Annotated in this window: 25 protein-coding genes; 13 read left to right on the top strand and 12 right to left on the bottom strand. The window is 54.6% G+C overall.

Features of this window, described 5'->3' with window-relative positions; all coding sequences use genetic code 11:
• Window positions 1-16: 16 nt before the first annotated feature.
• On the top strand, window positions 17-997 hold the full coding sequence (gene ydcK, locus KE671_RS14775; protein WP_206163544.1) for a YdcK family protein: 981 nt from the start codon (window positions 17-19) through the stop codon (window positions 995-997).
• Here ydcK and rimL read toward each other — a convergent pair.
• Window positions 989-1534, bottom strand: a complete 546-nt coding sequence (rimL, locus tag KE671_RS14770) for a 50S ribosomal protein L7/L12-serine acetyltransferase (protein WP_206163543.1) — start codon at window positions 1532-1534, stop codon at window positions 989-991. The two genes, ydcK and rimL, sit on opposite strands and share 9 nt — an antisense overlap.
• A 184-nt stretch (window positions 1535-1718) precedes the next feature.
• On the opposite strand from rimL, the gene KE671_RS14765 reads away from it, so the two are divergent.
• The 7 genes from KE671_RS14765 (at window position 1719) to KE671_RS14735 (ending at window position 7244) form a co-directional block, all read left to right on the top strand.
• A complete protein-coding gene (locus KE671_RS14765; RefSeq protein WP_206163542.1) occupies window positions 1719-2840 on the top strand; it encodes a M42 family metallopeptidase in 1122 nt (373 codons plus the stop codon).
• The gene (sgcB, locus tag KE671_RS14760) at window positions 2837-3115 is read left to right on the top strand and encodes a PTS sugar transporter subunit IIB SgcB (RefSeq protein ID WP_206163541.1); all 279 of its coding nucleotides are present in this window, start codon (window positions 2837-2839) and stop codon (window positions 3113-3115) included. The genes KE671_RS14765 and sgcB overlap by 4 nt, the downstream gene beginning before the upstream one ends.
• A 12-nt stretch (window positions 3116-3127) precedes the next feature.
• The gene (gene sgcC / locus KE671_RS14755; protein ID WP_206163540.1) at window positions 3128-4441 is read left to right on the top strand and encodes a PTS sugar transporter subunit IIC SgcC; all 1314 of its coding nucleotides are present in this window, start codon (window positions 3128-3130) and stop codon (window positions 4439-4441) included.
• 11 nt (window positions 4442-4452) lie between these two features.
• A complete protein-coding gene (gene sgcQ, locus KE671_RS14750) occupies window positions 4453-5259 on the top strand; it encodes a BtpA/SgcQ family protein (RefSeq protein WP_206163539.1) in 807 nt (268 codons plus the stop codon).
• Between the two features lie 117 nt (window positions 5260-5376).
• Entirely contained in the window at window positions 5377-5808 is a 432-nt protein-coding gene (sgcA, locus tag KE671_RS14745; RefSeq protein WP_206163538.1) for an SgcA family PTS sugar transporter subunit IIA, read from the top strand.
• A gap of 11 nt (window positions 5809-5819) precedes the next feature.
• A complete protein-coding gene (locus KE671_RS14740) occupies window positions 5820-6452 on the top strand; it encodes a ribulose-phosphate 3 epimerase family protein (RefSeq protein WP_206163710.1) in 633 nt (210 codons plus the stop codon).
• A 15-nt stretch (window positions 6453-6467) separates the two neighbouring features.
• On the top strand, window positions 6468-7244 hold the full coding sequence (locus KE671_RS14735) for a DeoR/GlpR family DNA-binding transcription regulator (RefSeq protein ID WP_206163537.1): 777 nt from the start codon (window positions 6468-6470) through the stop codon (window positions 7242-7244).
• Between the two features lie 48 nt (window positions 7245-7292).
• On the opposite strand, the gene KE671_RS14730 is transcribed toward KE671_RS14735, so the two are convergent.
• The 4 genes from KE671_RS14730 to hglS form a co-directional block, all read right to left on the bottom strand.
• Window positions 7293-7517, bottom strand: coding sequence for a YdcH family protein (locus tag KE671_RS14730; protein ID WP_042318909.1), 225 nt, complete (start codon window positions 7515-7517; stop codon window positions 7293-7295).
• A 166-nt stretch (window positions 7518-7683) separates the two neighbouring features.
• Window positions 7684-9339 carry a glucan biosynthesis protein D gene (locus tag KE671_RS14725; RefSeq protein WP_206163536.1) on the bottom strand — a complete coding sequence of 552 codons (1656 nt, stop codon included), beginning with the start codon at window positions 9337-9339 and terminating at the stop codon, window positions 7684-7686.
• Window positions 9340-9559: 220 nt separating this feature from the next.
• Complete coding sequence (locus tag KE671_RS14720; RefSeq protein WP_206163709.1) at window positions 9560-11068, bottom strand: carboxylesterase/lipase family protein; 1509 nt, start codon at window positions 11066-11068, stop codon at window positions 9560-9562.
• Window positions 11069-11113: 45 nt separating this feature from the next.
• Window positions 11114-12457: a 2-oxoadipate dioxygenase/decarboxylase HglS gene (gene hglS, locus KE671_RS14715; protein ID WP_206163535.1), complete on the bottom strand. Its 1344-nt coding sequence runs from the start codon at window positions 12455-12457 to the stop codon at window positions 11114-11116.
• Between the two features lie 237 nt (window positions 12458-12694).
• On the opposite strand from hglS, the gene pcaH reads away from it, so the two are divergent.
• Window positions 12695-13435: a protocatechuate 3,4-dioxygenase subunit beta gene (gene pcaH / locus KE671_RS14710; protein ID WP_206163534.1), complete on the top strand. Its 741-nt coding sequence runs from the start codon at window positions 12695-12697 to the stop codon at window positions 13433-13435.
• The gene (pcaG, locus tag KE671_RS14705; protein ID WP_206163533.1) at window positions 13432-14052 is read left to right on the top strand and encodes a protocatechuate 3,4-dioxygenase subunit alpha; all 621 of its coding nucleotides are present in this window, start codon (window positions 13432-13434) and stop codon (window positions 14050-14052) included. The genes pcaH and pcaG overlap by 4 nt, the downstream gene beginning before the upstream one ends.
• A gap of 18 nt (window positions 14053-14070) precedes the next feature.
• Here the strand turns inward: pcaG and KE671_RS14700 are convergent, their stop codons facing one another.
• Complete coding sequence (locus tag KE671_RS14700) at window positions 14071-14991, bottom strand: manganese-dependent inorganic pyrophosphatase (protein ID WP_206163532.1); 921 nt, start codon at window positions 14989-14991, stop codon at window positions 14071-14073.
• 125 nt (window positions 14992-15116) lie between these two features.
• On the opposite strand from KE671_RS14700, the gene KE671_RS14695 reads away from it, so the two are divergent.
• Window positions 15117-16040, top strand: coding sequence for a LysR substrate-binding domain-containing protein (locus KE671_RS14695; protein ID WP_206163531.1), 924 nt, complete (start codon window positions 15117-15119; stop codon window positions 16038-16040).
• Between the two features lie 53 nt (window positions 16041-16093).
• Here the strand turns inward: KE671_RS14695 and KE671_RS14690 are convergent, their stop codons facing one another.
• From KE671_RS14690 to cybB, 4 genes are all read right to left on the bottom strand, one after another.
• Window positions 16094-17782, bottom strand: coding sequence for a methyl-accepting chemotaxis protein (locus KE671_RS14690; protein ID WP_206163530.1), 1689 nt, complete (start codon window positions 17780-17782; stop codon window positions 16094-16096).
• A 165-nt stretch (window positions 17783-17947) separates the two neighbouring features.
• The gene (locus tag KE671_RS14685; protein ID WP_206163529.1) at window positions 17948-19066 is read right to left on the bottom strand and encodes an S-(hydroxymethyl)glutathione dehydrogenase/class III alcohol dehydrogenase; all 1119 of its coding nucleotides are present in this window, start codon (window positions 19064-19066) and stop codon (window positions 17948-17950) included.
• Window positions 19067-19098: 32 nt separating this feature from the next.
• Window positions 19099-19374, bottom strand: coding sequence for a metal/formaldehyde-sensitive transcriptional repressor (locus KE671_RS14680; RefSeq protein ID WP_003833178.1), 276 nt, complete (start codon window positions 19372-19374; stop codon window positions 19099-19101).
• Window positions 19375-19555: 181 nt separating this feature from the next.
• A complete protein-coding gene (gene cybB, locus KE671_RS14675; protein WP_206163528.1) occupies window positions 19556-20083 on the bottom strand; it encodes a cytochrome b561 in 528 nt (175 codons plus the stop codon).
• A 187-nt stretch (window positions 20084-20270) separates the two neighbouring features.
• Between cybB and gap the strand changes: the two genes are divergently transcribed.
• A complete protein-coding gene (gap, locus tag KE671_RS14670) occupies window positions 20271-21272 on the top strand; it encodes a type I glyceraldehyde-3-phosphate dehydrogenase (RefSeq protein WP_206163527.1) in 1002 nt (333 codons plus the stop codon).
• Window positions 21273-21311: 39 nt separating this feature from the next.
• On the opposite strand, the gene aldA is transcribed toward gap, so the two are convergent.
• A complete protein-coding gene (aldA, locus tag KE671_RS14665) occupies window positions 21312-22751 on the bottom strand; it encodes an aldehyde dehydrogenase (protein ID WP_206163526.1) in 1440 nt (479 codons plus the stop codon).
• A gap of 197 nt (window positions 22752-22948) precedes the next feature.
• The gene (locus KE671_RS14660; protein WP_206163708.1) at window positions 22949-23743 is read right to left on the bottom strand and encodes a YdcF family protein; all 795 of its coding nucleotides are present in this window, start codon (window positions 23741-23743) and stop codon (window positions 22949-22951) included.
• Between the two features lie 389 nt (window positions 23744-24132).
• Between KE671_RS14660 and KE671_RS14655 the strand changes: the two genes are divergently transcribed.
• A complete protein-coding gene (locus KE671_RS14655; protein ID WP_206163525.1) occupies window positions 24133-25452 on the top strand; it encodes an MFS transporter in 1320 nt (439 codons plus the stop codon).
• Window positions 25453-25536 lie beyond the last annotated feature (84 nt).

The raw sequence follows: 25536 nt of genomic DNA, 5'->3' as shown, positions 1-25536 counted from the left end.
TCAACGAGATATCTTCATGCGTAAATACCGACTCAGCGACGAACCGCGCGCGTTCAGCTACCAGGATAATGGCAATAAAAAGCGCGTTTTACTACGCCAGATAATCGCACTCAGAGACTTTAATGATGTTAAAACCGGTGACGCTGGCGGCTGGATTGATGATGAAAATGTGCTGGCCCACGATGGACACTGCTGGATTTATGACGAAAACTCGTTGGCCTTCGCCGGTTGCACGATTTCGGGGAATGCGCGTATCACGCAACCCTGTCTCCTGCGCGATAACGTTCGTATTAGCAATAACGTCTGGATTGACCATGCCGAGCTCAGTCACGGCGCCAGAATAAGTGACAACGTCACCATTCAGTCATCTACGGTTCGCGGCGACTGCCACCTCTTTGGCGACGCGCGTATCTTGCAACAATCGGAAATCATTGCGGCGCGTGGACTGACCGTCGAACGCGATCAGATCCTGCAAATCTACGACCGTGCGACGGTCAGCCATTCGCGCATTGTCCATCAGGCGCAAATCTATGGCGATGCCATCGTCAGTTATGCCTTCATTGAGCACCGTGCCGAAGTCTTCGATGACGCGCTGATTGAAGGTAATGACGAAAATAACGTCTGGATATGCGATTGCGCGAAAGTCTATGGTCGTGCACAGGTGATCGCCGGCACCGGGGACGATGCGATCCCTACCCTGCGCTACAGTTCACAGGTGGCGGAGCAGGCCCGGGTGGAAGGCAATTGCGTGCTTAAACACCACGTGTTGGTGGGCGGTAACGCCGTACTGCGCGGTGGTCCCATTTTGCTCGACGACCACATTCTGATTGAGGGCGAGGCACGTATTCTCGGTGAGGTGCTGATTGAAAATCACATCGACATCCGGGGGCGCACCATCGTTGAAGCCGCTACAGACGATGCCATTCACCTGCGCGGCCCAAAAGTGTTCAGTGGCGAACAGCACATTACCCGCACGCCGCTGATTGGTTCACTGTAACGACGAATCGATGATTCGTGCATACAGGTTAACATCGTCATAGCGACCGTTCAGGAACTCCGCCTGCTTCAGGCAGCCTTCCAGTTCAAAGCCATTGCGCAGTGCAACCTGATTACTTGCCAGATTTCTTACCCGGCATTTGATCACAAAGCGACGAATTTCGCCTCGCCCGGCATACCAATGAATAAACGCCTGCAGCGCGCGCGACAGGATCCCTTTCCCCTGCTGTGCTTCATCTATCCAGTAACCGATATAAGCCGCTTTGTTCAACGGCTCGATCTGATTAAACGACAGCACGCCCAGCATCTCCTCGCCGTCAAAAATCAGGAACATTTTGGCGTAGCCCCGCTGATGCAGCATCATGTTACCCTGCACCGTCTTGCGCGTATCCTCTTCCGTATTGACGTACTGCGGCCAGTCTAAGGACTGCTGTAGCCATGCGCTGTTCTTACGAACCAGTTGATGCAACCCGGCTACATGACATTCCTCTACCGCCCGTAGCTGTAGCGTGTCATTGATCTCAATAATTTCACTCACCCGTTTCCTTCCTCCCACGTTCAGACATTCATCAGCATTGAGCGTTTTTATTCCACTTACCTCACATTATTTTTTATTTCCTCTGCTTTCGCTATTTCCACGTGAAGTGGCTCACAATTATTCGCCCAGCCAGCGCCTATAAAACGCTCAACGAGTGATTGTTTTATCTTCAACGGAGATCGTTATGTCCTTTTCTGTGCAGGAAACACTGTTCTCGCTTTTGCATCTCAATGCCATTTCCGGACATGAAAACAGCGTCGCTGAAGTCATGCTACGCGAATTTAAACGTCAGGCAAAAGAGGTCTGGCGCGATCGTCTGGGAAATGTTGTCGCCCGCTACGGCAGTGATAGCCCAAACGCCTTGCGGCTGATGATATTCGCCCATATGGATGAAGTCGGCTTTATGGTACGCAAAATTGAGCCGTCGGGATTTTTGCGCTTTGAACGCGTGGGCGGCCCGGCGCAGGTCACTATGTCCGGTTCGGTCGTCACGCTCGTCGGGGATAACGGTCCGGTGATGGGATGCATCGGCATTAAGGCGTACCACTTCGCCAAGGGGGATGAGCGCACGCAGTCGCCTTCCGTCGATAAACTGTGGATTGATATCGGCGCGAAAGATAAAGCCGACGCCCAGCGGATGGGCATCCAGGTCGGCACGCCGGTTACGCTGTATAACCCACCGCAACGGCTGGCGAACGATCTCGTGTGCAGCAAAGCACTGGACGATCGGCTGGGGTGCACAGCGCTGCTGGGCGTTGCGGATGCCATCGGCGCCGCGTCGCTGGATATCTCGGTGTATCTGGTGGCCTCTGTGCAGGAAGAGTTCAACATCCGTGGTATTGTCCCGGTGTTACGTCGGGTTAAACCGGATCTCGCTATCGGCATTGATATCACGCCGTCATGCGATACGCCGGACCTACAAGACTACTCTGAAGTCCGAATCAATCAGGGTGTTGGCATCACCTGCCTGAACTACCACGGTCGTGGCACGCTGGCCGGATTAATCACGCCACCACGGCTTATCCAGATGCTCGAGCAAACGGCCCTTGCGCACCATATTCCCGTGCAGCGCGAAGTAGCGCCCGGCGTCATCACCGAAACGGGTTATATCCAGGTTGAGCAGGACGGCATTCCGTGCGCCAGTCTCTCTATCCCTTGTCGCTATACCCATTCTCCCGCGGAGGTCGCCAGTCTACGTGATTTGACTGACTGCATTCGCTTATTGACCGCCCTGGCTGGCCTGCCAGCCGAGCACTTCCCCGTTGAGCCTGATTCAGGCACTACACAAGAGGCAAATCCATTATGAAAAAGATCCTTGTGGCATGCGGTACTGGCATGTCGACGTCAACCATGATCGCGCACAAGTTGCAGGAGTTCCTTGCCGAGCAAGGCATTGCGGCAAGCACCGCCCAGTGCTGTCTCAATGAGATCCCGCTGAACTGTAACGGCATGGACCTGATTGTGACCTCCATGCGCACCAACAGCGATTACGGCGTTCCCACGTTAAACGGCGCCGCCCTGCTAACGGGAATTAACGACGACGCCTTAAAACAAGAAATCAAGGCACTGTTAACGCAATAACAAGGAGGCACTATGTTTGACTACATCCTGTCTCTCGGCGGTACTGTCTTTGTCCCCATCATCATGATTGTGATTGGATTGATCTTCCGTATTCCCTGGCTGCAGGCGATTAAGGCCGGGGTGACGGTAGGGATTGGTTTTGTCGGAATGGGGCTGGTCATCGTGATGGCGATCGACAGCCTCAGCCCGCCCATCAAAGTGATGATTGAACGCTTCGGTCTGACTCTGCATGTATTTGACGTTGGCGCAGGGCCAGCCTCTGGCGTCGGGTACGCCACCGCCATTGGCGCAATGATTATCCCCATCATTTTTCTGCTCAACGTCGCAATGCTGATCACCCGTCTGACCAAAACCATGAACGTCGATATCTATAACTACTGGCACTACGCCATTACCGGCACCGTGGTCCAGTTGATGACTGGCAGCCTGATTTATGGCGTGCTGGGGGCCATTTGCCACGCGGCGCTGTCGTTAAAAATGGCCGACTGGACGGCAAAACGCGTGCAGAGCATCGTCGGTCTGGAGGGGATCTCGATACCGCAAGGATATGGTTCCAGCTCCGTACCGCTGTTCGTTCTGCTGGATGCTGTCTACGAAAAAATCCCGTTCATGAAGGGGCGCAACATCGATGCCCAGGAGATCCAGAAACGCTACGGTATGGTCGGCGACCCGGTCATTATCGGCGTGGTGCTCGGCCTGATCTTTGGTCTCGCAGCGGGTGAAGGCTTTAAAGGCTGCGCCAGTCTGATGATCACCGTTGCGGCAATTATGGTGCTGTTCCCGCGCATGATCCGCCTGATTGTTGAAGGGTTACTCCCCATCTCCGACGGCGCCCGCAAATTTTTCCAGAAGCATTTCAAGGGGCGCGAGGTGTATATCGGTCTGGATACCGCCGTCACGCTGGGTCACCCCACCACTATCGCCGTTGGCCTGCTGCTGATCCCTATCATGTTGATTCTGGCCAGCATCTTACCCGGCAATAACGTGCTGCCGCTTGCCGACCTGCCCGTCGCGCCGTTCTTTATCTGTATGGCGACGGTGATCCATCGCGGCGACCTGATTCGTACCTTAATCAGCGGCGTGATTGTCATGATTACCGTCCTGTTGATCGCCACGCAGTTTGCCCCGTACTTCACCGACATGGCGCTTAAGGGCGGCTTCAGTTTTGCCAGTGAAAATGCGCAAATCTCCGCGCTGTCCGTGGGCAACATGTTTGGCTGGTCGATCTCGGAACTGATGTCGCTTGGCATCATTGGCGTCGTTGTGGCGGTGGGTCTCGTCGCCAGCGTCGTGCTGTTCTTACGTAAACGTGAACTATCGGAATAAGGAGTACCTTCATGAGTTGGCTGAAAGAAGTTATTGGAACGGAAAAAGCCGTCATTGCCATGTGTCATTTGCGCGCATTGCCCGGCGACCCGAGCTTTGATGCGCAGAAAGGGATGAACTGGGTGATCGACCGCGCCCGGGACGATCTGCTGGCGCTACAGAATGGCGGCGTGGATGCCGTGATGTTTTCCAACGAGTTTAGTCTTCCCTATCTCACGAAGGTTCGCCCGGAAACCACCGCGGCAATGGCGAGAGTGATTGGGCAGTTGATGGGCGAAATCCGCATTCCGTTTGGCGTCAATGTGTTGTGGGATCCGGTGGCGTCGTTCGATCTGGCGATGGCGACGGGCGCAAAATTCATTCGCGAGATTTTTACCGGCGCCTACGCCAGCGACTTCGGGGTCTGGGATACCAACGTCGGCGAGACCATTCGTCATCAGCACCGCATCGGCGCGGGCGAGGTCAAAACCCTGTTCAACATTGTCCCCGAAGCGGCGGTGTATCTGAGCAATCGCGATATTTGCTCCATTGCCAAATCCACTGTCTTTAACAACCATCCGGACGCCCTCTGCGTCTCTGGTCTGACAGCGGGCGCACGCACCGACAGTGCGCTGCTAAAGCGGGTCAAAGAAACCGTGCCTGATACCGTGGTACTGGCGAATACCGGCGTGTGTCTGGAAAACGTCGAGGAGCAACTTAGCATCGCCGATGGTTGCGTAACGGCCACCACCTTTAAAAAGGACGGCGTATTCGCCAATTTTGTCGATCAGGCGCGGGTCAGTCGCTTTATGGAAAAAGTGCATCACATACGGCAATAAAAAGGGGATAAGCAGAGCGCTTACCCCCGACAGAACAGCGATCCCTGCCGCCTTCGTCAAAAGTTTCGACGGGGATCGCTATCAGAGTAACGCTAACCGGTAAGGAGTCAACGACTGATGATAAACGATGTTAAGTGGGTGCAGGCGCAGCGCGAGGCCAAAGACTGGCGCCAGGCCGTCGAGATCGCCGCTCGCCCGCTGATTACCTTTGGCGCTGCGCAACCGGGATACGTGGACGGCATTATCGACAACACCCTGAACTGGGGACCGTACTATTTAATTGCCCCCGGCATCGCCTTGCCGCATGCGCGCCCCGAACAAGGCGCTAACTGTAATCAGATAAGCATTACGACGTTAAAAACGCCCGTCGTTTTTGGGCATGAGGAGTGTGACCCGGTCTGGTTGTTGTTGTGCGCCAGCGCGACGGATGCTGATGCGCATATCCTTACCATCCAGCGCATCAGCCAGTTCATTGATTCACCCGAAAGGCTCGCGGCGGTCCGGCGCGCGCAAACTGACGCCGCGCTGTTCGCACAGGTATCCGGTTGACGGAGGCGATGATGATTCTTCACCCTTCACTCGCGTCGGCAGATCCACTGCACTACGGGACGACGCTGACCGCGTTGGCCGATGCCGATATCGGATCGCTGCATCTGGATATCGAAGACAGCAGTTTTATTAACAACATCACCTTTGGCCTCAAGACCGTGCAGGCTGTCGCCCGACGGACGGCGCATCCCCTCTCGTTTCATTTTATGATTGCCCGCCCGCAGGGTTGGTTTCCGGTCCTGGCTGAGATCAAACCAGCGTGGATATTTGTTCATGCGGAAGCGCTGGCATATCCGTCTGAAACACTTGCAGAAATTCGCGAAATCGGCGCAAAAGCCGGGCTGGCGGTGAATCCAGCCACGCCGATTGACGGGTATCGTTATCTGGCTCCACACCTGGATGCGCTGATGGTGATGACCAGCGAACCCGACGGAGTGGGTCAACAGTTCATTCCCGCCCTGTGTGAGAAGGTCCGCCGTGTTCGCGAGTTTTTTCCGCACGCCGCGTGCTGGGCCGATGGCGGTATTACGCTTTCTGCCGCACAACACCTGGCGGCCGCGGGCGCACAGCATCTTGTCGTCGGTCGCGCCCTGTTCTCAACAGCGAATTATCATGCCACGTTATCCCGGTTTGCTGGATTGTAAGAGGAGATTGCTTCGATGAGTCAACAGCGCCCTGATCGTATCAAACAGATGCTGCGCTATCTGTGGCAGCATCGTCATCTCTCCACCCAACAGGCCATGGAACTGTTTGGATATGCGGAGGCTACCGTCCGCCGCGATTTCCAGTATATCGCCAGTCAGTATCCCGGCATGATTCGCGGCCACGGCAGTCTGGATTTTGACGACAGCATGGATGACAAAGAGTATGTTTTCGACGTCAAGCGGACGCTGCAGGCGGAGGCAAAAAAAGAGATTGCCGCGCTTGCCCGCACAATGATCAAAGACGGCGACTGCTTCTTTCTCGATTCCGGTTCAACCTGCCTGGAACTGGCAAAATGTCTGGCCGATGCGCGAGTGAAAGTCATCTGTAACGACATCAAAATCGCCAATGAACTGGGCAGTTTTCCGCACGTCGAAAGCTACATTATCGGCGGGCTTATTCGTCCGGGTTACTTTTCGGTGGGTGAGAGCCTGGCGCTGGAGATGATCAATGCGTTTTCGGTGGAACGGGCTTTTATCTCCTGCGATGCGCTGTCGCTGGCAACGGGGATCACCAACGCCACCCTGTTCGAAGTCGGCGTGAAAACGCGGATTATCCAGCGTTCACGAGACGTGATACTGATGGCCGATCATTCGAAGTTTGATGCAGTGGAACCCCATGCCGTCGCCACGCTTTCTTGCATTAAAACGATTATCAGCGACAGCGCGCTAGCGGATGATATTGTTCAGCGATACACGCTCGCGGGATGCCAGCTGGTTTTGCCGCATCGCTGAGTAACCGACACAAAAAAGCCGCCAGGTCTGGCGGCTTAGAAACGCGGATTATCCCGCGTCAACACTTTCTTTCTGCAGTATTTTGAGCATATCGTCCTTCAGCTGAAGTTTCTGTTTTTTCAGACGAACAACTTCGAGATTGTATCCCCGACCATCGGAACCTTCCAGCCTGGCAATTTCATGATCAAGGTTGTTGTGCTTTTCGAAAAGAGACAAAAAGCGAGGATTCTCGGATTTCAGTCGGGAAATCAGATCTCTGTATTCTGGAAACATACGCTCTCCCTGTTAGTGATAAACCATGTGTATAAGAAATACACATCTTCAGCTTACCTATTTGACTTAGGGAAAAATGCGAACAGGATCGTGTTTAATTCCTGAACAGATATTTCGCGTGCCTGACAGTTGACGCCCTTCGCATGACGAAGGGCGTTGGCGCAGATTAACGCATCACGCGATCGTCGACATAGGTGCGTTTATCCGGTGCCGGCGGGAAATACTGATACAGCCAGGTTTCACTGATCGCCTCCCCCTGGCAGCGCAGGAACATGCGCATGTCCACTGGTTCGGTCGAATCGGACGTGGGATACCAGTCGAACTGGATGCGGTAACCGTCAAATGGCTCAACGTAGAGGATCTCAATCTGCTTCGCTTCCCCGCTGGACAATGTAATCACCGGTTCAATGCCTTTCGGCGCGGCCGCTTTCAGATCGCCGCCGACGAAGTCGACAGCAAAACGCCGAGCCCATTTTTCCGGATAGTGCTCGCCCGGTGCCCAGCCTTCCGGGAACCCGCCCATACCGGTACGCGTGGCCATCACGCGCGCGAGTGGCGAACGGACTGGCGGTTGCGCGCTCCAGTACAGACGGTATTTGTATTCCAGCTCATCCCCCGCTTCGATGGCTTTTTCCGGCTGCCAGAAGCAGACCACGTTATCCAGCGTTTCGCCGGTTGTCGGGATCTCCATCAGGCCAATGGTGCCTTTGCCCCACTTGTTGCGTGGTTCAACCCACAGGCTTGGACGTTTGTTGTACCAGCCCATAATGTCCTGATAGTGGGTGAAATCGCGATCCAGTTGCAGCAGGCCAAACCCTTTCGGGTTGTTATCGGTATAGGCGTTAAATTGCAACTTCTGCGGGTTATTCAGCGGGCGGCAAATCCACTCGCCGTTGCCTCGCCACATTGCCAGACGATCGGAGTCATGGATTTGCGGGTGAATAGTATCGCACATGCGGCGTTCGTTGTTGCCGCAGCTGAACATACTGGTCATCGGCGCGATGCCCAACTGTTTGATGTCTTTGCGGGCATACAGACGGTTTTCAACGTCCATGATCACCTGGCTCTTCTCGCAGTGAATCACGAACTTATAGGCGCCAGTGATGCTCGGGCTATCCAGCAGCGCGTACACGGTAAAGGTGGTTGCACCGGGTTTGACCGTATCGAACCAGAAGGCAGTGAAATCCGGGAACTCTTCTTTGGTGTCTGTATAGGTGTCGATCGCCAGACCGCGCGCAGAGAGCCCGTACTGATAGGTATCATCAACCGCGCGAAAATAACTCGCGCCGAGGAAGGACACTACGTCGCGACGCGCCAGTTCAGGCGCTTTGAAGACACGAAAACCGGCGAAACCGAGATCGGTTTGCCCTTCCAGTTGTCTGGTATCAACACCGGCATCATTGTACTTAAACAGTTCCGGACGGAAGTGGATCTCACGCGCCAGATGGGTGCTGGAATCGACGGAGAACATGCGCACGCGACGACGGAAGCCCATCCCGACATGGAAGAACTGCGCGTCCAGCTGACGGCCTTCGACGTTGTTCCACAGCGATTGCGCGGCATCATACTGAATGCTGTTGTAGGCCTGCGGCGTCAGATTCGCCAGCGTATTGGGCAACGCGCGCGGCGCACCGCCCCACGGTTTTTGCGCGAGATCGTGCGCCATCGATTGCAGTACGGAAAAATCAAAGCGAACGGTTTGTCCATCCGCAATGTCGGATTCCGCCGCATAAGCCGCACGGCTGAAAAGTGAAGCAATACCGCTGGTACCGCACACGGCGGCCATTGCCATTGAACCTTTAATAAATCGTCTGCGATTCATACCTGAAAGTAAATCCTTCTGGTCATGTGTTGGGTCCCGCGCTGGCGCTCGACAGCGGCAAGAGGATGCATAATTCTGACCGCTCACTCTAGACAAAATTCATTAGAAATCCAATTGTTGGACGCTGATTATCTGAACAAAATTGAAAATAATCAGTGTCGATGAGAAGAGACTGATTCCCACGTAAATTTTCCCGCACAAACTTTCAACTTTTGCAAAGCTAGTCGAGACTGACGTGCTGGGTCATCACCCGTTTAAAGAGCGAAAGCCGCGCCCGCATAAACCGATTCTCAACCTTAAATCCGGCAAACTTATTCAGTCCAATGCGTAACAACCGGTCACGTCCCCGAATGCAGGCAGGCCAGCGCACAGGGCCATGAAGAACATCGCAGGTCCGACTGGCATGACGGGCAAAGTTGACCCAGTAATCCGCGACGTGGGCGGCAAAGGCGAGATCGTTTTCGTTCACGTAATTTCGTGAAGGTTCCGCGAGCGTTAAGGTATTAAATACATACGGCACTTCGTTGCCATGCCATGCGCCATTGGCGTAAGTGTGATGTTCCGATTCCGCAACGTAATCAAACCAGTAGCGCCAGCACGGTTCGCCAGCCCGCTGTTGCGCCTGCATCACCACATAACCCAGGGCTGTAAACGCCATATCCCGACACACCTGCCGCCCCAGCTCTTCATCGCCCTTGACGCCCGGATACAGCAGCTTAATCAGGCCGAGTCCCAGCCTGCGTTCACGGCGTAGTTTCTGAATCTGTCCGGCAAGATCGACGCCGAAAACCGCCATCACGCTGGCTTCATCGCTGTTAGAACCAATCATGAGGGGCATCGGATGCTGTCTGGCGGCGAAGAAGACCTCCAGCATTGGCTCTGGCAGCACCGCATCGCCGGAGATAGGGGTTGGCGCAATTTTGTACGGTGCCCCCAACGGCCAGAAAGCCTCGGCCGGGATCGCACGAAGCTGTTCCGCCGTCGCATTCTGCAAACCAAAGTGTTCGGCCAGTGAGACGCCGTTTTCCAGCGCTATTTCACGAGGCGTGTCCGGCAACGTGTAGCCGCTCTGGACAATCGCTTTATGAAACAGCCCTTTTCCTCGCGGCGAAGCTAACAGCGAGAGCACGCTGCGCGCCCCGGCCGATTCACCAAACAGCGTGACGTTTTGCGGATCGCCGCCAAACGCAGCGATGTTTTCCTGTACCCAGCGCAGTGCAGCAATCTGGTCGAGCAGCGCAAAGTTATTGATGCACTCACCCTCTTCGCCTTCCAGCGCAGGATGAGCAAAAAAGCCGAGATGGCCGAGGCGATAATTGACGGTAACGACAATCACGTCACGCTTCGCCAGGGAAACACCGTCATAAGGCGGCAGATTGCCGGCACCAATGGTGTAGCCGCCACCGTGCAGCCAGACCATCACCGGAAGCGGCTGCTGGCGCTCCGCCGGAGACCAGACGTTGAGATAGAGACAGTCTTCAGAAAATGCACCGGGATCGCCGCCACCCAACTCTTTGCAGTACTCAATGTCCTGCCAGCTCGCGCTGGAGAAGGTACTCGCGTCCCGAATCCCTGACCAGGGCGTGACAGGCTGTGGCGCGCGCCAGCGTCGTTCCCCTGTCGGTGGCGCGGCGTAGGGAATACCGCGCCAGAGGTGGATGTTGTCCTGCACGACACCCATCAACTGGCCCTGTATTGTTTCAATCAGTGGAATACCAGGATTGACCATATCCATATTTACCCGTTAATCGCAGATCCCTACAGGATACCTGGATTAAAGCAGGCCGCAACGCCGTTTGCTGCGTTCCTCCGCTTCCTGATACAACACAAACTCGTCGAACACCGGACACCCCAGCGCCTGTTCAAAGGCCTCTCGGCTGGCATTGCCATGACTGCGCGCCTGCGTTTCGTTACCCAAATTCGACTGGAAAATCCCCGCCGCGCTGACCGGCAGGAAGTCTTCATAAGTGATGGGCTGCGCCTGCACCCAACCGCGTTCAATGTGTGGTTGCGGATCGTCACCAGGATGAATCGCCTTGCGGTGCGCTTCGCCTGACGGCGTCAGGCGATAGCGAAACCAGGCCAGTCCCTGCTGGCGCAACAGGAACTCACTGTCCGGGAACGCGTTAAACACTTCCTGTAGATGCAGTTGGTGCGTCAGGTTATCTTTACCCGTACCGGCCTTGTGCAATAATTCATCGTATAACTGACGTCCTTTTATCGTCAGCGCCACGCCGCGTTGTTCGATTTCACCGAAACGGGCCGTGTGGGTCCCCTGCATTTCACCCGCAAACAGTACCGGTTCCTCCAGCGCTTTGAAGCTGGTCTGGCGCAGCAAAATCGGCACATCGCGACGCGGCGGACCTTCGATAAGGATTTTCGGTTCAATACCGCACTCCGGCATCATCGACTGCACCCGGTCAATATCCAGCGTTCTGGGCGTCAAATGATTTATATGACAGCCCGGGAAACAGACCACATCGGCGATCAGGCGATGTTCGTTATGCAACGCATGATACGTTTGTTCATCCACCGTGGCATGGCGATGCCAGCGGAAGGTCTCCAGCGCTTCTTTCACAAACTCGCGTGCCTGTACCGCGTTAAATCCGTTCTGCTGCTCCCAGACGTCGAGCAGTTCACGACAGCGTGGCGTAAAAATATCGCGCTGAGCGAGGATCTCCGCCGCGCGCTGGCGGAGCGATGCGTTTTCAATCAGTTCAAGACGCAGCAACGAGGTAAAAACGCGAAATGGATTTCGTGACAGTGAAGCGTCGTCAATGGGGCGAAATGCCGTTGAGTGTACCGGCACCCCGGCCTGAGAGAGATCGTAATAGCTGACCGGAAACATCCCCATGATCGCAAACATACGTCGCAGTGTGGACAGTTCGTCTGCCGTACCGACACGAATTGCGCCGTGGCGCTCTACGTTAAGGCGTGCCAGTTCATCTGCGTTGGCCAGTTTTTCATGCAGCGTAGGGTTATTCTCGAGGACTGCCAGATTCACATCAGCCACAAGTTCCAGCAACGTGCCGTACTGCGGAACTTCCTGCTGGTACATTGCTGACATTGCCTGCGAAAAGTGTTCCCGAATCTCATCTGCCGTGATGGTGTTCGCCATAATGTCATGCCTCCAGTGAATGTTACCTGGAGTGTAGGAAACGCCATTCACTCCGGGGGGAAGAATTTACAAAGTGTGATCTCACCTGAATTCGCTCCCGGTCAACGCCTGCTTCATTGCATAGCCACTGGTTATGTAATAAACGACATAAATTCACTTTTAATTAACATTGCATTTACACACACTCTCTGAGGCGACAGTAAAACAACAATTCTCATCCCTGTACTGGAGATCGCTATGTCAGAAAACGTGTTTCCACGCGAGGTGATCCATCGCGACTATAACAGCCATCCACCTGCCTTCGCCCCCGGCTACAAGACCAGCGTTTTGCGCTCGCCGCGTAATGCGCTGATCTCTTTGCAAAACTCATTGTCTGAAATCACCGGACCGGTATTCAGCGATAACGATCTTGGTCCGCTGGATAATGACCTGATTATGAATTACGCCAAAAACGGTTTGCCGATTGGCGAGCGGATTATCGTCCACGGTTACGTACGCGACGGCTTTGGTCGCCCGTTGAAAAATACGCTGGTCGAAGTCTGGCAGGCCAATGCCGGTGGTCGCTATCGACATAAAAAAGACCAGTATCTCGCGCCGATCGATCCTAACTTTGGTGGCTGTGGACGAGTGTTAACCGATGAAAACGGCTATTACTTTTTCCGCACCATCAAGCCGGGTCCTTACCCGTGGCGCAACCAGGCCAGCGACTGGCGGCCTTCGCACATTCACTTTTCTCTCTCTGGCGAGGCCTTTGCCCAACGTTTAATTACGCAAATGTATTTTGAAGGCGATCCGTTGATCAAGCAGTGTCCGATAGTGAAAACCATCAATAACGATGATGCGATCCGCACATTGATTGCCGAACTGGATACCCACGCCGCCGTACCGCTCGACTGCCTGGCGTATCGCTTCGATCTCGTGCTCCGCGGGCAGCGCGCGACCTTGTTTGAAAACCGCACTCAGGGAGGCGCACGATGAAAGGGTATTTGCAGGAAACGGCCTCGCAAACGGCAGGACCGTATGTGCACATAGGGCTTGCGCCTGACGCCGCAGGATTTCACATCTTTGAGAAAAACTTCAGTTCCACGCTGACCAACAGCCATACCGAAGGCGAGCGCATTGTGATTGAAGGCCGGGTGATTGACGGTTCCGGTACACCGGTGCGCGATGTCCTGCTGGAGATCTGGCAGGCCAACGCCCACGGACGCTACAACCATCCGGCGGACCGTCAGGAAGAGAAACCGCTCGACGCCGACTTTCGCGGCTGGGGACGAACCTGCTCAGACTTCGACAGCGGCGTGTGGCGTTTCGATACCATAAAGCCGGGCTGCGTTGTAGGACGCGATGGCCGCATAATGGCCCCGCACGTCAATTTGTGGATTGTCGCGCGCGGCATCAATATCGGCCTGAACACACGCATGTATTTTGCCGATGAACACGAAGCGAACCAGCGCGATCCGGTGCTTAATCTGATCGAATGGGAGGTTCGCCGTCAGACCCTGATTGCCCGCCGCGAGCAGCGTGGTAGCGAGACCGTCTATATCTTCGATATTCATCTGCAAGGTGAAAACGAAACTGTTTTTTTTGACGTCTGATGAAGAGAACGGGCTGAATCACTCAGCCCGTTTTGCCTGGTCTACTTTTGCGACATGGTTTTCCAGCCACGGCAGCATCTGTTTCTTGCGGCTCAACATCCCTTCCACCGTCACCGGTTGCGCCAGTTCCAGTTGGCGCGGGCCAGCAAACCAGAGTTGCGAATTGCCGGCGTTGATATCTGTCAACATCAGCACCACCAAATCCGCCCCGCTGCGAGAAGCGTAATCAGCCATCTCTTTACGCAGTGCATCCATCGCGTCAGCGACCTGGCTTAACGCATACAGCTCGATCTGAGCAACGCTCACCTGCTGACCATTGATGGTGAAACGCTTGATATCCTTTTGCAGCAGTTCACTGGCGCTCAATCCTTCGACGCTGGTTTTCGCACTCAGCAATTCAGCGCTGAACGCGGCGAGATCAACGCTGGCAAGGGGTGTCAGTTCTTCAACGGCCAGACGGTCATCCGCCGTTGCGGTGGGCGAACGTAGCGTGACAGTGTCACTCATTATTGCGCCCAGCAGCAATTGCGCCTGCGCCGAGGTTATCGAAGCTCTGTCCTCCGGGCTCATCAATTGCCATAGCAGCGTGGCGCTGCTGCCCACCGGTTTTATCCAGACTTCTGGCGGCAAACGGGTCACCAGTCCACCCAGACGGTGATGATCGATAATACCCACGATATTACTTGTCTGGAGAGTTTCGGGCCCCTGCGTGGGCTCGGTGAAATCCACTAACCAGACGTCAAGGTCTGTCAGCGGCATCGCCAGCAACGGCGGCATGGCCAGCCCCGCACGCTCAAACAGAAATTGGGTTTCGCGATTGGGTTCACCCAGCCGCCAGGCGGTGGCCTGACGTCCGCGCAGGTTCAACCAGCGCGCAGCCATATAGGCGGTACAGATGGCGTCACTGTCCGGATTAAGGTGGCCTACGACATGGATCATTTTTGCCTCCGAAGAGAAAGTGCTGTTACTTAAATAAGTTAAATGTTAATAATATTTTGCAATCAAGTTATCAAAAACAAACAACTTTACTTGTCACCGGCACCGCTCTGTTCTTAACATCGCTTATGGAAAAAAATAGTCTGTTCAGTCAGCGCATCCGATTGCGCCATCTTCATACATTTGTCGCTGTCGCTCAACAAGGAACCCTGGGGCGCGCAGCAGAAACCCTTAATCTCAGCCAGCCTGCGCTTTCCAAGACGCTTAACGAACTGGAGCAACTGACCGGTACCCGCCTCTTCGAGCGCGGACGACTCGGTGCGCAACTGACGTTGCCCGGCGAGCAGTTCTTAACCCATGCGGTGAAAGTCCTTGATGCGCTCAACACCGCCGGTCAGGCGCTGAATCGTAAAGAAGGTCTTAACAATGATGTGGTAAGAATCGGCGCGCTGCCGACCGCCGCGCTGGGTATTCTTCCGTCGGTCATCGGGCCATTTCATCAACAACAAAAAGAGACCACGCTACAGGTGGCGACGATGAACAACACCATGCTGCTGGCGGGCCTGAAATCCGGCGAGATCGACATCGGCATTGGCCGGATGTCCGATCCGGAATTGATGAGCGGCCTCAATTATGAGCTGCTGTTTCTTGAGTCGTTAAAGCTGGTCGTGCGTCCCAATCACCCGTTATTGCAGGAAAATGTGACGCTGAGTCGCGTGATGGAGTGGCCCGTTGTCGTTTCGCCAAAAGGCACGGTACCGCGACAAAATGCCGAGACCCTGTTGCAAAGTCAGGGCTGTAAGATGCCTGGCGGCTGCATTGAGACGCTCTCCGCGTCGCTGTCGCGCCAGTTAACGGTTGATTATAACTACGTCTGGTTTGTGCCGTCAGGCGCGGTAAAAGAGGATTTGCGCCAGGCGACGCTGGTCTCACTGCCTGTACCCACGCAGGGCGCAGGTGAGCCAATCGGTATCCTTACCCGCGTGGATTCACCGCTCTCTTCTGGCGCACAAAGTTTAATTGCCGCCATCCGTAAATCGATGCCGTTATAACCTGTCAGACAGGCCGGATGAGGCGCCTTTGCGCCTTCACCCGGCACTGGCGTTTAGAAAGTTTCCCAGTTATCCCCGTGATCGGTCACCGGCTGGGAAAGAGGCTGAACGGGCGTGTTTGCTGTCGACACGCGCTTGCTTGTCCGCCCACCCTGTAAGCGGAACGTGCCCACCGCTTCGGTCAGACGTGCCGCCTGCTCTTCCAGCGATGCCGCCGCCGCAGAGGCTTCTTCCACCAGCGAAGCGTTCTGCTGAGTCACTTTATCCATCTCAGAGATAGCCTGACTGACCTGCACGATCCCACGGCTCTGCTCGTCCGACGCTGCCGCAATTTCCAGCATGATATCGGTGACACGTTTTACCGCCTCCACGATATCGGTCATGGTGTTACCCGCCGCAACCACTTCACCGGAACCCTGATCGATAAGGCGTACGGATTCGCTGATCAGCCCTTCAATCTCTTTCGCCGCCTGGGCGCTGCGACTGGCCAGCGTGCGGACCTCACTGGCAACCACGGCGAATCCACGCCCTTGCTCACCGGCACGCGCCGCCTCTACCGCCGCGTTCAGCGCCAGAATATTGGTCTGGAAAGCGATGCTGTTAATCACCGCGGTGATCTCAGAGATTTTCTTCGAACTGGTCGAAATATTGCCCATCGTCTGGACCACGCCGGAGACCATCTGCCCGCCACGGCTGGCTTTACCAGACGCGTCTTCCGCCAGTTTACTGGCATGGTGCGCGTTATCGGCATTTTGCTTCACCGTCGCGGTCAACTCTTCCATGCTGGCCGCCGTCTGTTCGATCGCCGCAGCCTGCTCCTCGGTGCGTGAAGACAAGTCGGTATTCCCCGCCGAGATTTCGCTGGTGCCACGGTAAATCTCCTCTGCCCCCTGACGCACCGAGCCGACCGTTTGCACCAGCGATCGTTGCATCTGTTGCAGGTGGCGACTCAGACGCCCAATTTCACTGCGCCCGGTTGGCTCATCCTGCATGGTGAGATCGCCGGCAGCAATTTGTTCGATACGCTGCGCGGCATGCTGCAACGGCTGAATGACGGTACGGCGCAGAATAATAAAGGTTATCAGCGTCAGCACCAGCGCCAGACCAAAGGCGCCAATCATGAATATCATGCCCAGTTGAGTGCGCTGATGTGCCTGTTCGCTAAGCTGATTCGCGCGCGCCATGCGCAGCTCAATTGCCTTCAGTAGGACCTTGTTATAACTGTCATCCAGTAGCCTTGCCTGTTCGCTTTCATGGTTGATAATCGCTTCAAACATACCGTTTTTGGCGAACTTAAGCATCGGTTGCATTCCCGCAACATAGGCTTTGAAACTGCTCTCCAGTTCGCCATCCAGCGCTTCATCCGCAGGCGTTTTCACCTTGCGCGCCATGTAAACGTTAAACCCTTCCTCAGACTGTTTGATACGTTTTTCCGCTGCCGCAATATTGGCCTTCATGTCATCCATTTCGGCAATTCGACTCGCCGCGCCGGCATGAATCATGTTGATTCGCGCGGTACGCAGGTGGTTCGAACTGTTCGATAGTCCCATGCGGACCTGGATCTCATCCGTCACGTCCCGCTGATCGCGGTCAGCCTGCATGAGAAAGTAGCCCGCGAGACCGGAGCTCAGCGCGAACAGTAAAAGGATGCCACCGAGAATGGAGGAAAACAGCGGAACCAGCCTGATGTGATGCAGAAAGCCCAGCTTATGTGGTGCTTGCATCGATGATGTGTTGTCCATGACCGTCGACTCTCTTGTAGGATTAATGCGTAATACGCGCCCGTTAGATAGTCATCGGCATTTTGCGAGGTTTACTTACCGGCAAAAGCGCCGTTTTCGTCACAGTTTGACAACATTTATGTTAAAAAAAGAAAGCGCCAGCGGGAATTTCCGCTGGCGGATGAATCAGTTATCGCCGAAGTGGATAACGGTACGGATAGATTTACCTTCGTGCATCAGGTCAAACGCGTCGTTGATTTGCTCCAGCGGCAGACGATGGGTAATGAACGGATCCAACTGGATTTTCCCGGCCATCGCCTCTTCCACCATGCCCGGCAACTGAGTGCGTCCTTTGACGCCGCCAAACGCGGAACCGCGCCAGACACGGCCTGTCACCAACTGGAACGGACGGGTTTTGATCTCCTGACCCGCGCCGGCAACACCGATGATGATGCTTTCACCCCATCCTTTGTGACAACATTCCAGCGCCGCACGCATCACGTTGACATTACCGATACATTCGAAGCTAAAGTCAACGCCGCCGTCGGTGAGTTCAACAATCACGTCCTGGATCGGTTTGTCATAGTCTTTCGGGTTGATGAAGTCGGTTGCGCCCATTTCACCCGCCAGTTTGAATTTTTCCGGGTTGGTATCGACGGCAATAATACGCCCTGCTTTCGCCTGAACCGCCCCCTGAATCACCGCAAGACCGATCCCACCGAGACCAAACACGGCAACGGTATCGCCCGCTTTCACCTTTGCGGTATTGTGTACCGCGCCGATCCCCGTTGTTACGCCGCAGCCTAGCAGACACACTTTGTCCAGCGGTGCTTGCGGGTTCACTTTTGCCAGCGAAATCTCCGCGCAAACCGTGTATTCACTGAATGTACTGGTGCCCATGTAGTGATAGATGGGATCGCCGTTATAGGAGAAACGGGTGGTGCCATCCGGCATCAGACCTTTTCCCTGGGTGGCGCGTACCGCCTGACAAAGGTTGGTCTTTCCTGATTTACAGAATTTACATTCACCGCACTCAGCGGTGTACAGCGGAATAACATGGTCGCCCGGCTTCAGGCTGGTGACGCCTTCACCCACTTCCACGACGATACCGCCGCCTTCATGTCCCAGTACCGCCGGGAAAACCCCTTCCGGATCGTCACCGGAGAGGGTAAACGCATCGGTATGACACACGCCGGTGTGGGTAATTTTAACCAGAACCTCGCCCTTTTTCGGCGGTGCGACGTCAATCTCAACAATTTTGAGCGGCTGACCGGGACCAAAGGCGACTGCTGCACGTGATTTCATCTGTCTCTTCCCTTTATTGTGTGGTGATGGGTTTATTTTAGATAAGCGCGAAGAAGGTGGCCGATTTCAGCCATACGCACGGCGCGCTGGTCAGGGGTAGTTTCACCGCTCACCAGTTCATCTTTCAGGTGGATCTCAACCATTTCGCCCATTAAACCGTTGGACGCACCGCGGACTGCGGCGATTTGTTGCAGGATAGCCAGGCAAGGTTCGCCGGACTCCAGCGCACGCTCCAGGGCATCCACCTGCCCCCGAATGCGCCGGACGCGAGTCAGAATACGTTTTTTATCTTCGGGTGAATGCGGCATACGCTCTCCTTGATACTATAGGGGGGTATAGTAACAGCATTGTGATGCTAATGAAAAGGAGAGAGTCATGCCTGTAGAGAATGGGATTAAGGATAAGTGATAGAACAAAGACCGCTGCGACTTCAATAGCATCACATACAGAATCAGTGCGGGGATTGCTCCCCGCGCCTGATAAATCACGCTATCGCTTACGCGGCATCATGCGCAGCAATGTATTGTCTTTCCAGAAATAATGGTGCATCAACGCGGCAGCGGCGTGCAGCGCAATGACAACATAGCCGAGATTCGCCAGCGTGATATGCCAGGATTTCAGCGTATCCACCAGGTCAAAGTTCCCTTCCGCCGCATGCGGCATCACCAGCCCAAAGGCCATCCACGAATTCCCACGGTTGTACATCATCACCAGGCCGATTAATGGCAGCGCGATGAACAGCAGGTAAATCACAAGGTGCCCCAGATGCGCCAGTCCGGTCATCATCGGCTTCGGTTTGGGCACGATGGGAGGAGCAGGATATTTCAGTCTGATCAGTAAACGCGCTACCATCAGCACCAGAATCGCTATCCCGCTAGAAACGTGAATCATATTAATGAGGGGACGATCGCTGCGTGGGAAAAAACCCCGAAACTCCATCGCACAGTAAGCGACAATCACCAGTAAAAAGACCAACCAGTGGATGCCAATCTGCAGGCTTGAGTACTTATTGCCCATAACACTTCCTGAGTAAAAACAATAAAGCGACAACATAGCGATCTTTCCTTAAAAATTCATTAACTTTTCTGCGCTGCATTTCAGACAGTTAGGGTTAACGGCAAGAAGTGCGATTGCTCCCCTCGCCATCCTGGACTATGCCTGGTAGGGAAAAAGAATGTCCGCTACATCCTCACAGGAGTTAATCATGAGTAAAATTGGCATTAACGGTTTTGGTCGTATTGGTCGCCTGGTGTTGCGTCGGTTACTCGAAGTCAAAAGCAGTGTTGATGTGGTCGCGATCAACGACCTCACCTCCCCTAAAATCCTCGCCTATCTGCTTAAGCATGACTCAAACTACGGCCCGTTCCCGTGGAGCGTTGACTTTACCGAAGACGCACTGATTGTTGACGGGAAAACGATCGCGGTTTATGCAGAGAAAGACGCTAAAAATATCCCGTGGAAAGCGAAAGGAGCGGAAGTCATCATTGAATGCACTGGCTTCTATACCTCAACCGAGAAGTCTCAGGCGCATATCGATGCTGGGGCGAAAAAAGTACTGATCTCCGCGCCGGCGGGCGATATGAAGACCATTGTCTACAACGTTAACGATGACACGCTGAATGCCAGTGATGTGATTGTCTCGGTGGCCTCCTGCACCACTAACTGCCTGGCGCCGATGGCGAAAGCGCTACACGACAACTTCGGAATTAAAGCGGGTACCATGACCACGATTCACGCTTACACCGGCACGCAGTCGTTGGTGGATGGTCCGCGTGGCAAGGATCTGCGTGCATCGCGCGCGGCCGCTGAAAACATTATTCCGCACACGACGGGCGCGGCTAAAGCGATTGGTCTCGTTATCCCTGATCTCAGCGGCAAGCTGAAAGGTCATGCTCAGCGCGTACCGGTGAAAACCGGTTCTGTCACCGAACTGGTGTCGATTCTGGCTAAGAAAGTGACGGCAGAAGAGGTTAATAACGCGTTGAAGAAAGCGACGCACAACAATGAATCTTTTGGTTATACCGATGAAGAAATTGTTTCCTCTGACGTCATCGGTTCTCATTTTGGTTCCGTGTTTGATGCCACCCAGACCGAGATCACCGAGGTGGGCGATCTACAACTGGTGAAAACCGTAGCCTGGTACGACAACGAATACGGCTTCGTGACACAATTAATCCGTACCCTTGATAAGTTCGTCAAACTCTAAGCGTAGAGGCGGAGGAAAACCTCCGCCTTTCTCCGCCGATCAGGACTGTAGATAGACCACCTGAGTTTGCAGATATTCATTCAGCCCGTGCTTGCCGTCAGCACCGCCAATCCCGGATTTACGCCAGCCGGCGTGGAAACCTTGCATCGCTTCAAAGTTCTCGCGATTAATATAGGTCTCACCAAACTTCAGTCCTTTAATGGCTTTCATCGCTACATTGAGATTCTGGGTATAAATTGACGACGTCAGACCGTAATCACTGTCATTAGCCATCGCGATTGCCTCTTCCAGGGTATTGAAAACCACCACCGGCAGCACCGGTCCAAAAGTCTCTTCATGCATGATGGCCATCTCCTGGCGGACATCCAGCAGCAGCGTTGGCGGATAGTAGTAACCTTTGCCCTCAACGGCTTTGCCACCAAGCACCACTCGCGCCCCCTCCTGTACCGCCTTCGCCACTTTCTGTTCCACACGCTGCAGAGCGGCGGCGTTGATCAGCGGCCCCATGGCAATATCGTTACGTTCACCTGGGTTGCCGAACTGTACCGCTTTCAGGGCTTCGCCCAGACGGTTTACGAACTGGTCATAAATCCCTTTTTGTACGTATACGCGCTCAGCGCAGTTACAGACCTGCCCGGTATTGATAACGCGTGAATCCACAATCGCTTTGACCGCCAGTTCAAGATCGGCATCATCCATCACAATGGCCGGCGCCTTCCCTCCCAGTTCCAGGCACACTTTGGTGATATTCTTTGCCGCCGTCGCCATAATTTTCTCACCCGCCGCCACGCTGCCGGTCATGCTGACCATCGCCACTTTTGGGTTCCCCGCCAGTTCCTGGCCGACAGTTTCACCCCGCCCCAGCACCAGGTTAAAGACACCGCGAGGCAGGCCAATCTCATCGACGATTTTGGCAAACGCAATCGCGTTATTGGGCGTGAATTCGCTGGGCTTAATTACGATAGTATTCCCGGTCAGTAAGGCCGGAGCCAGCTTACGGGCTATCAGAAAGAACGGGAAATTCCATGGTAGGATCCCGGTGGTAACCCCCAGCGCACGCTTAAACAGTAAGATATTCTCGCCAGGACGGTCGCTTTGCAGTATTTCGCCTTCATAACGACGAGCCCATTCTGCCATGTAGTCGAGATAATCGGCAGTAAAAGAGACCTCCACCGCCGCCAGTTGCTGAATTTTGCCCCCTTCCGCAACAATTAAGGCGCTGATTTCCCCGGCACGTTCACGGATCCCGGCGGCAATTTTGCGCAGCCAGCCGGCACGAACGATCGCGGGCAGCGCTTCCCACTCCGCCTGCGCGCGGTCTGCGGCGTCAATGGCTTTACGCGCGTCTTCGGCACGACCATCAGGAATGCGCGAGATCACCTCTTCCGTCGCCGGGTTGACGACATCAATCCAGGCATCCTCGTGCCAGGTCACAAACTGTCCATCGATATACATAGGATGTTGTACGGGTACTGACATGCGCTACTCCTGTGATTGAATTGTTTTTAACAAGTAAAACTATTGTTAATAAATATCAATCATGCCTCAGCGATCCCGGCTGGCGTCGTGATTCTGTGAACTGCTTCATAAAAGAGAGGGGTCAGGCAAGGAAGAACAAAAATACAGGCTTTTTTGTTTTGCCCGTTTGAGAGAAAACACCCCCAAACGGGCAGACACTAACGTAACGAACGGTTGTTCATCGCCTCTTTCAGCGCCGCATCCTGTTGCAGGATCTGCCACGCGGTCTCGACCTCAGGCGGAAAATCCACATGCACAATGAAGTCGCGCCCACGAGGACCATAGCCGGTTTCATCATTGCGCAAGCGCGGGATTTCGCCCACCACCAGCGCTAAGTAACGATCGACGGTCCACAGACCGCCAGGGTCATTAGCGAACACGATGTCGTCCTCCTGTTGACTCAACACAGGCGTAAACCCCGGATGGCTCAGCCAGCGCGGGGCGTCCGGATCGTCACGAGTTACCCGACGGAAGGTTGCCACGGTACGCCGCTGCATCGTGGGATCCTGTACCACAATGGCCGTGTTAATCGGTGCTGCGGCCTGCGCGATGAGCTGCGCACTAAAACGGGCGTTCTCGCCACAGTTGGTTGACTGATCTTCCAGCCAGATTTTGTCTGCGGGAATGTGCCAGAACTGCCGGGCAATATCCGCCAGGATGGCGGCTTCCGCACGTCCGGTCGTCTGGATTGTGTTGTAGCGTGGATGTTGGGCAACGGCGGCATACAGGAAGGTCGTGGAATGACCAATCCCACCGGCGATCAGCAGCGGAACCTCTTGCTGTTGGGCAATCTGACAGGCCGCGTCAATGGTCGGGATGACGGCATTGCCCGCCAGTACCACGCAGTCTGCCGGGTAAGCGGGCCCTCCGCAGAAATCATCCTGCGCCAGCCACTGCCCTACCGTATTGATCGCCTCAAGAGCGGTGGCGGAAAGTCTTGGGAACGGTTGCATCATTAAGCTCCTCCTCTTATTTCAGCAGAGTACCGTACCCACGCTGAATAAACAGTAGATCTCTCTGAAAGGCTGATGACTGATATTTCGACGCTTTTTTGTCATCGTAGTGAAATAACACAAAACGTCTAAAAATCGGGCGGTTGCACCTTCATATTATCCTGTTTAATTGCCACCATATGAATGATTAACGTCATTTATTCTGCCATCTCAGAAAATCATCCTGACAAAATGCACTCTTTTTAGCCCATTACGGCGTATCTCCTCTTGTTAAATGTTACTAACACACCTAGCTTGATTAACAATTTCACAACCTTTTAACGTAACAGGTTGCACCTGCTGCACTGCCAGGTGACACCTTTTTGTTCTCTGGCGGAGGTTTTAAGTTAATGACAACCCATCAAAGCAGTACGGCTATTCTGAAGAAAAATAAGAAGGTGCTCGTCGCCAGTCTTACCGGCAGTGCGATTGAGTGGTTCGACTATTTCCTGTATGGCACCGCGGCAGCGCTGGTGTTTAACAAGATTTTCTTCCCGATGGTCGACCCGGTAATCGGTTTGATCCTCTCGTACCTCTCCTTCTCGTTAACCTTTTTCATTCGCCCGATCGGCGGAGTGATTTTCGCTCATATCGGCGATCGCATCGGGCGCAAGAAGACGCTGGTACTGACGCTTTCCCTGATGGGCGGCGCGACGGTGATGATCGGTCTGCTGCCCACCTATGAGATGATCGGTATCTGGGCCCCGATCCTGCTTATCCTGATGCGCATTATTCAGGGAATGGGGATTGGCGGCGAATGGGGTGGCGCACTGCTGCTGGCCTATGAGTACGCACCAGAAAAACGCAAAGGCTTCTTCGGCAGCATACCCCAGGCGGGGGTGACTATTGGCATGCTGATGGCGACGTTTATCGTCTCGCTGATGACGCTGTTTAGTGAAGAGGATTTCCTCTCCTGGGGCTGGCGTATTCCGTTCCTGCTGAGCTCCGTGCTGGTGCTGTTAGGATTGTGGATCCGTCGGGATATCGATGAAACGCCAGACTTCAAAAAAGTTAAAGCATCTGGTCAGGTCGCCAAAGCGCCGCTGCGCGATACGCTGACACATCACTGGCGTGAAGTACTGATTGCCGCTGGCCTGAAGGTGGTGGAAACCGCGCCGTTCTATATTTTCTCGACCTTTGTGGTCAGCTATGCCACCAGCACACTGAGCTACCAGAAGTCCCAGGTGCTGGAAGCTGTCACCGTTGGCGCACTGATCGCCACGGTAATGATCCCGCTGATGGGACTGTTGTCGGACAAAATGGGTCGTAAACGGATGTATGCCATCAGCGTCGCCCTGCTCGGCCTGTTTATCGTGCCGTGGTTCCTGCTGCTGAATACCGGTACCACCTGGGGCATTATGCTGGCGACAATCGTGATGTTCGGCGTGCTGTGGGCGCCTGTGACCGCGGTGCTGGGAACGCTGTGCTCAGAAATTTTCAGCGCTAACGTTCGTTACACCGGCATCACCCTCGGCTACCAGATTGGCGCAGCGCTGGCAGGCGGCACCGCTCCTCTTATCGCGACCGGATTGCTGGCGAAATATGACGGCGATTGGGTGCCGGTGGCGTGGTATCTGGCCACCACCGTGGCGATTTCACTGGTGGCGATTTTCTTTGCCAGCCGGGTAAAACGTGACCCGGCGATCAACGCCCAACCCAACGAGTTGTAATCCTTTCGCGGCCAGATCCTCTGGCCGCGTTGATGGGATACCAGGGTTTCCACCAGTCTGTATAGAACTTGTAGGCCGGATTAG

The sequence above is a fragment of the Citrobacter amalonaticus genome (assembly GCF_018252635.1).
Taxonomy (GTDB): domain Bacteria; phylum Pseudomonadota; class Gammaproteobacteria; order Enterobacterales; family Enterobacteriaceae; genus Citrobacter_A; species Citrobacter_A amalonaticus_E.
This window is presented reverse-complemented; position numbering and strand designations above follow the sequence as displayed.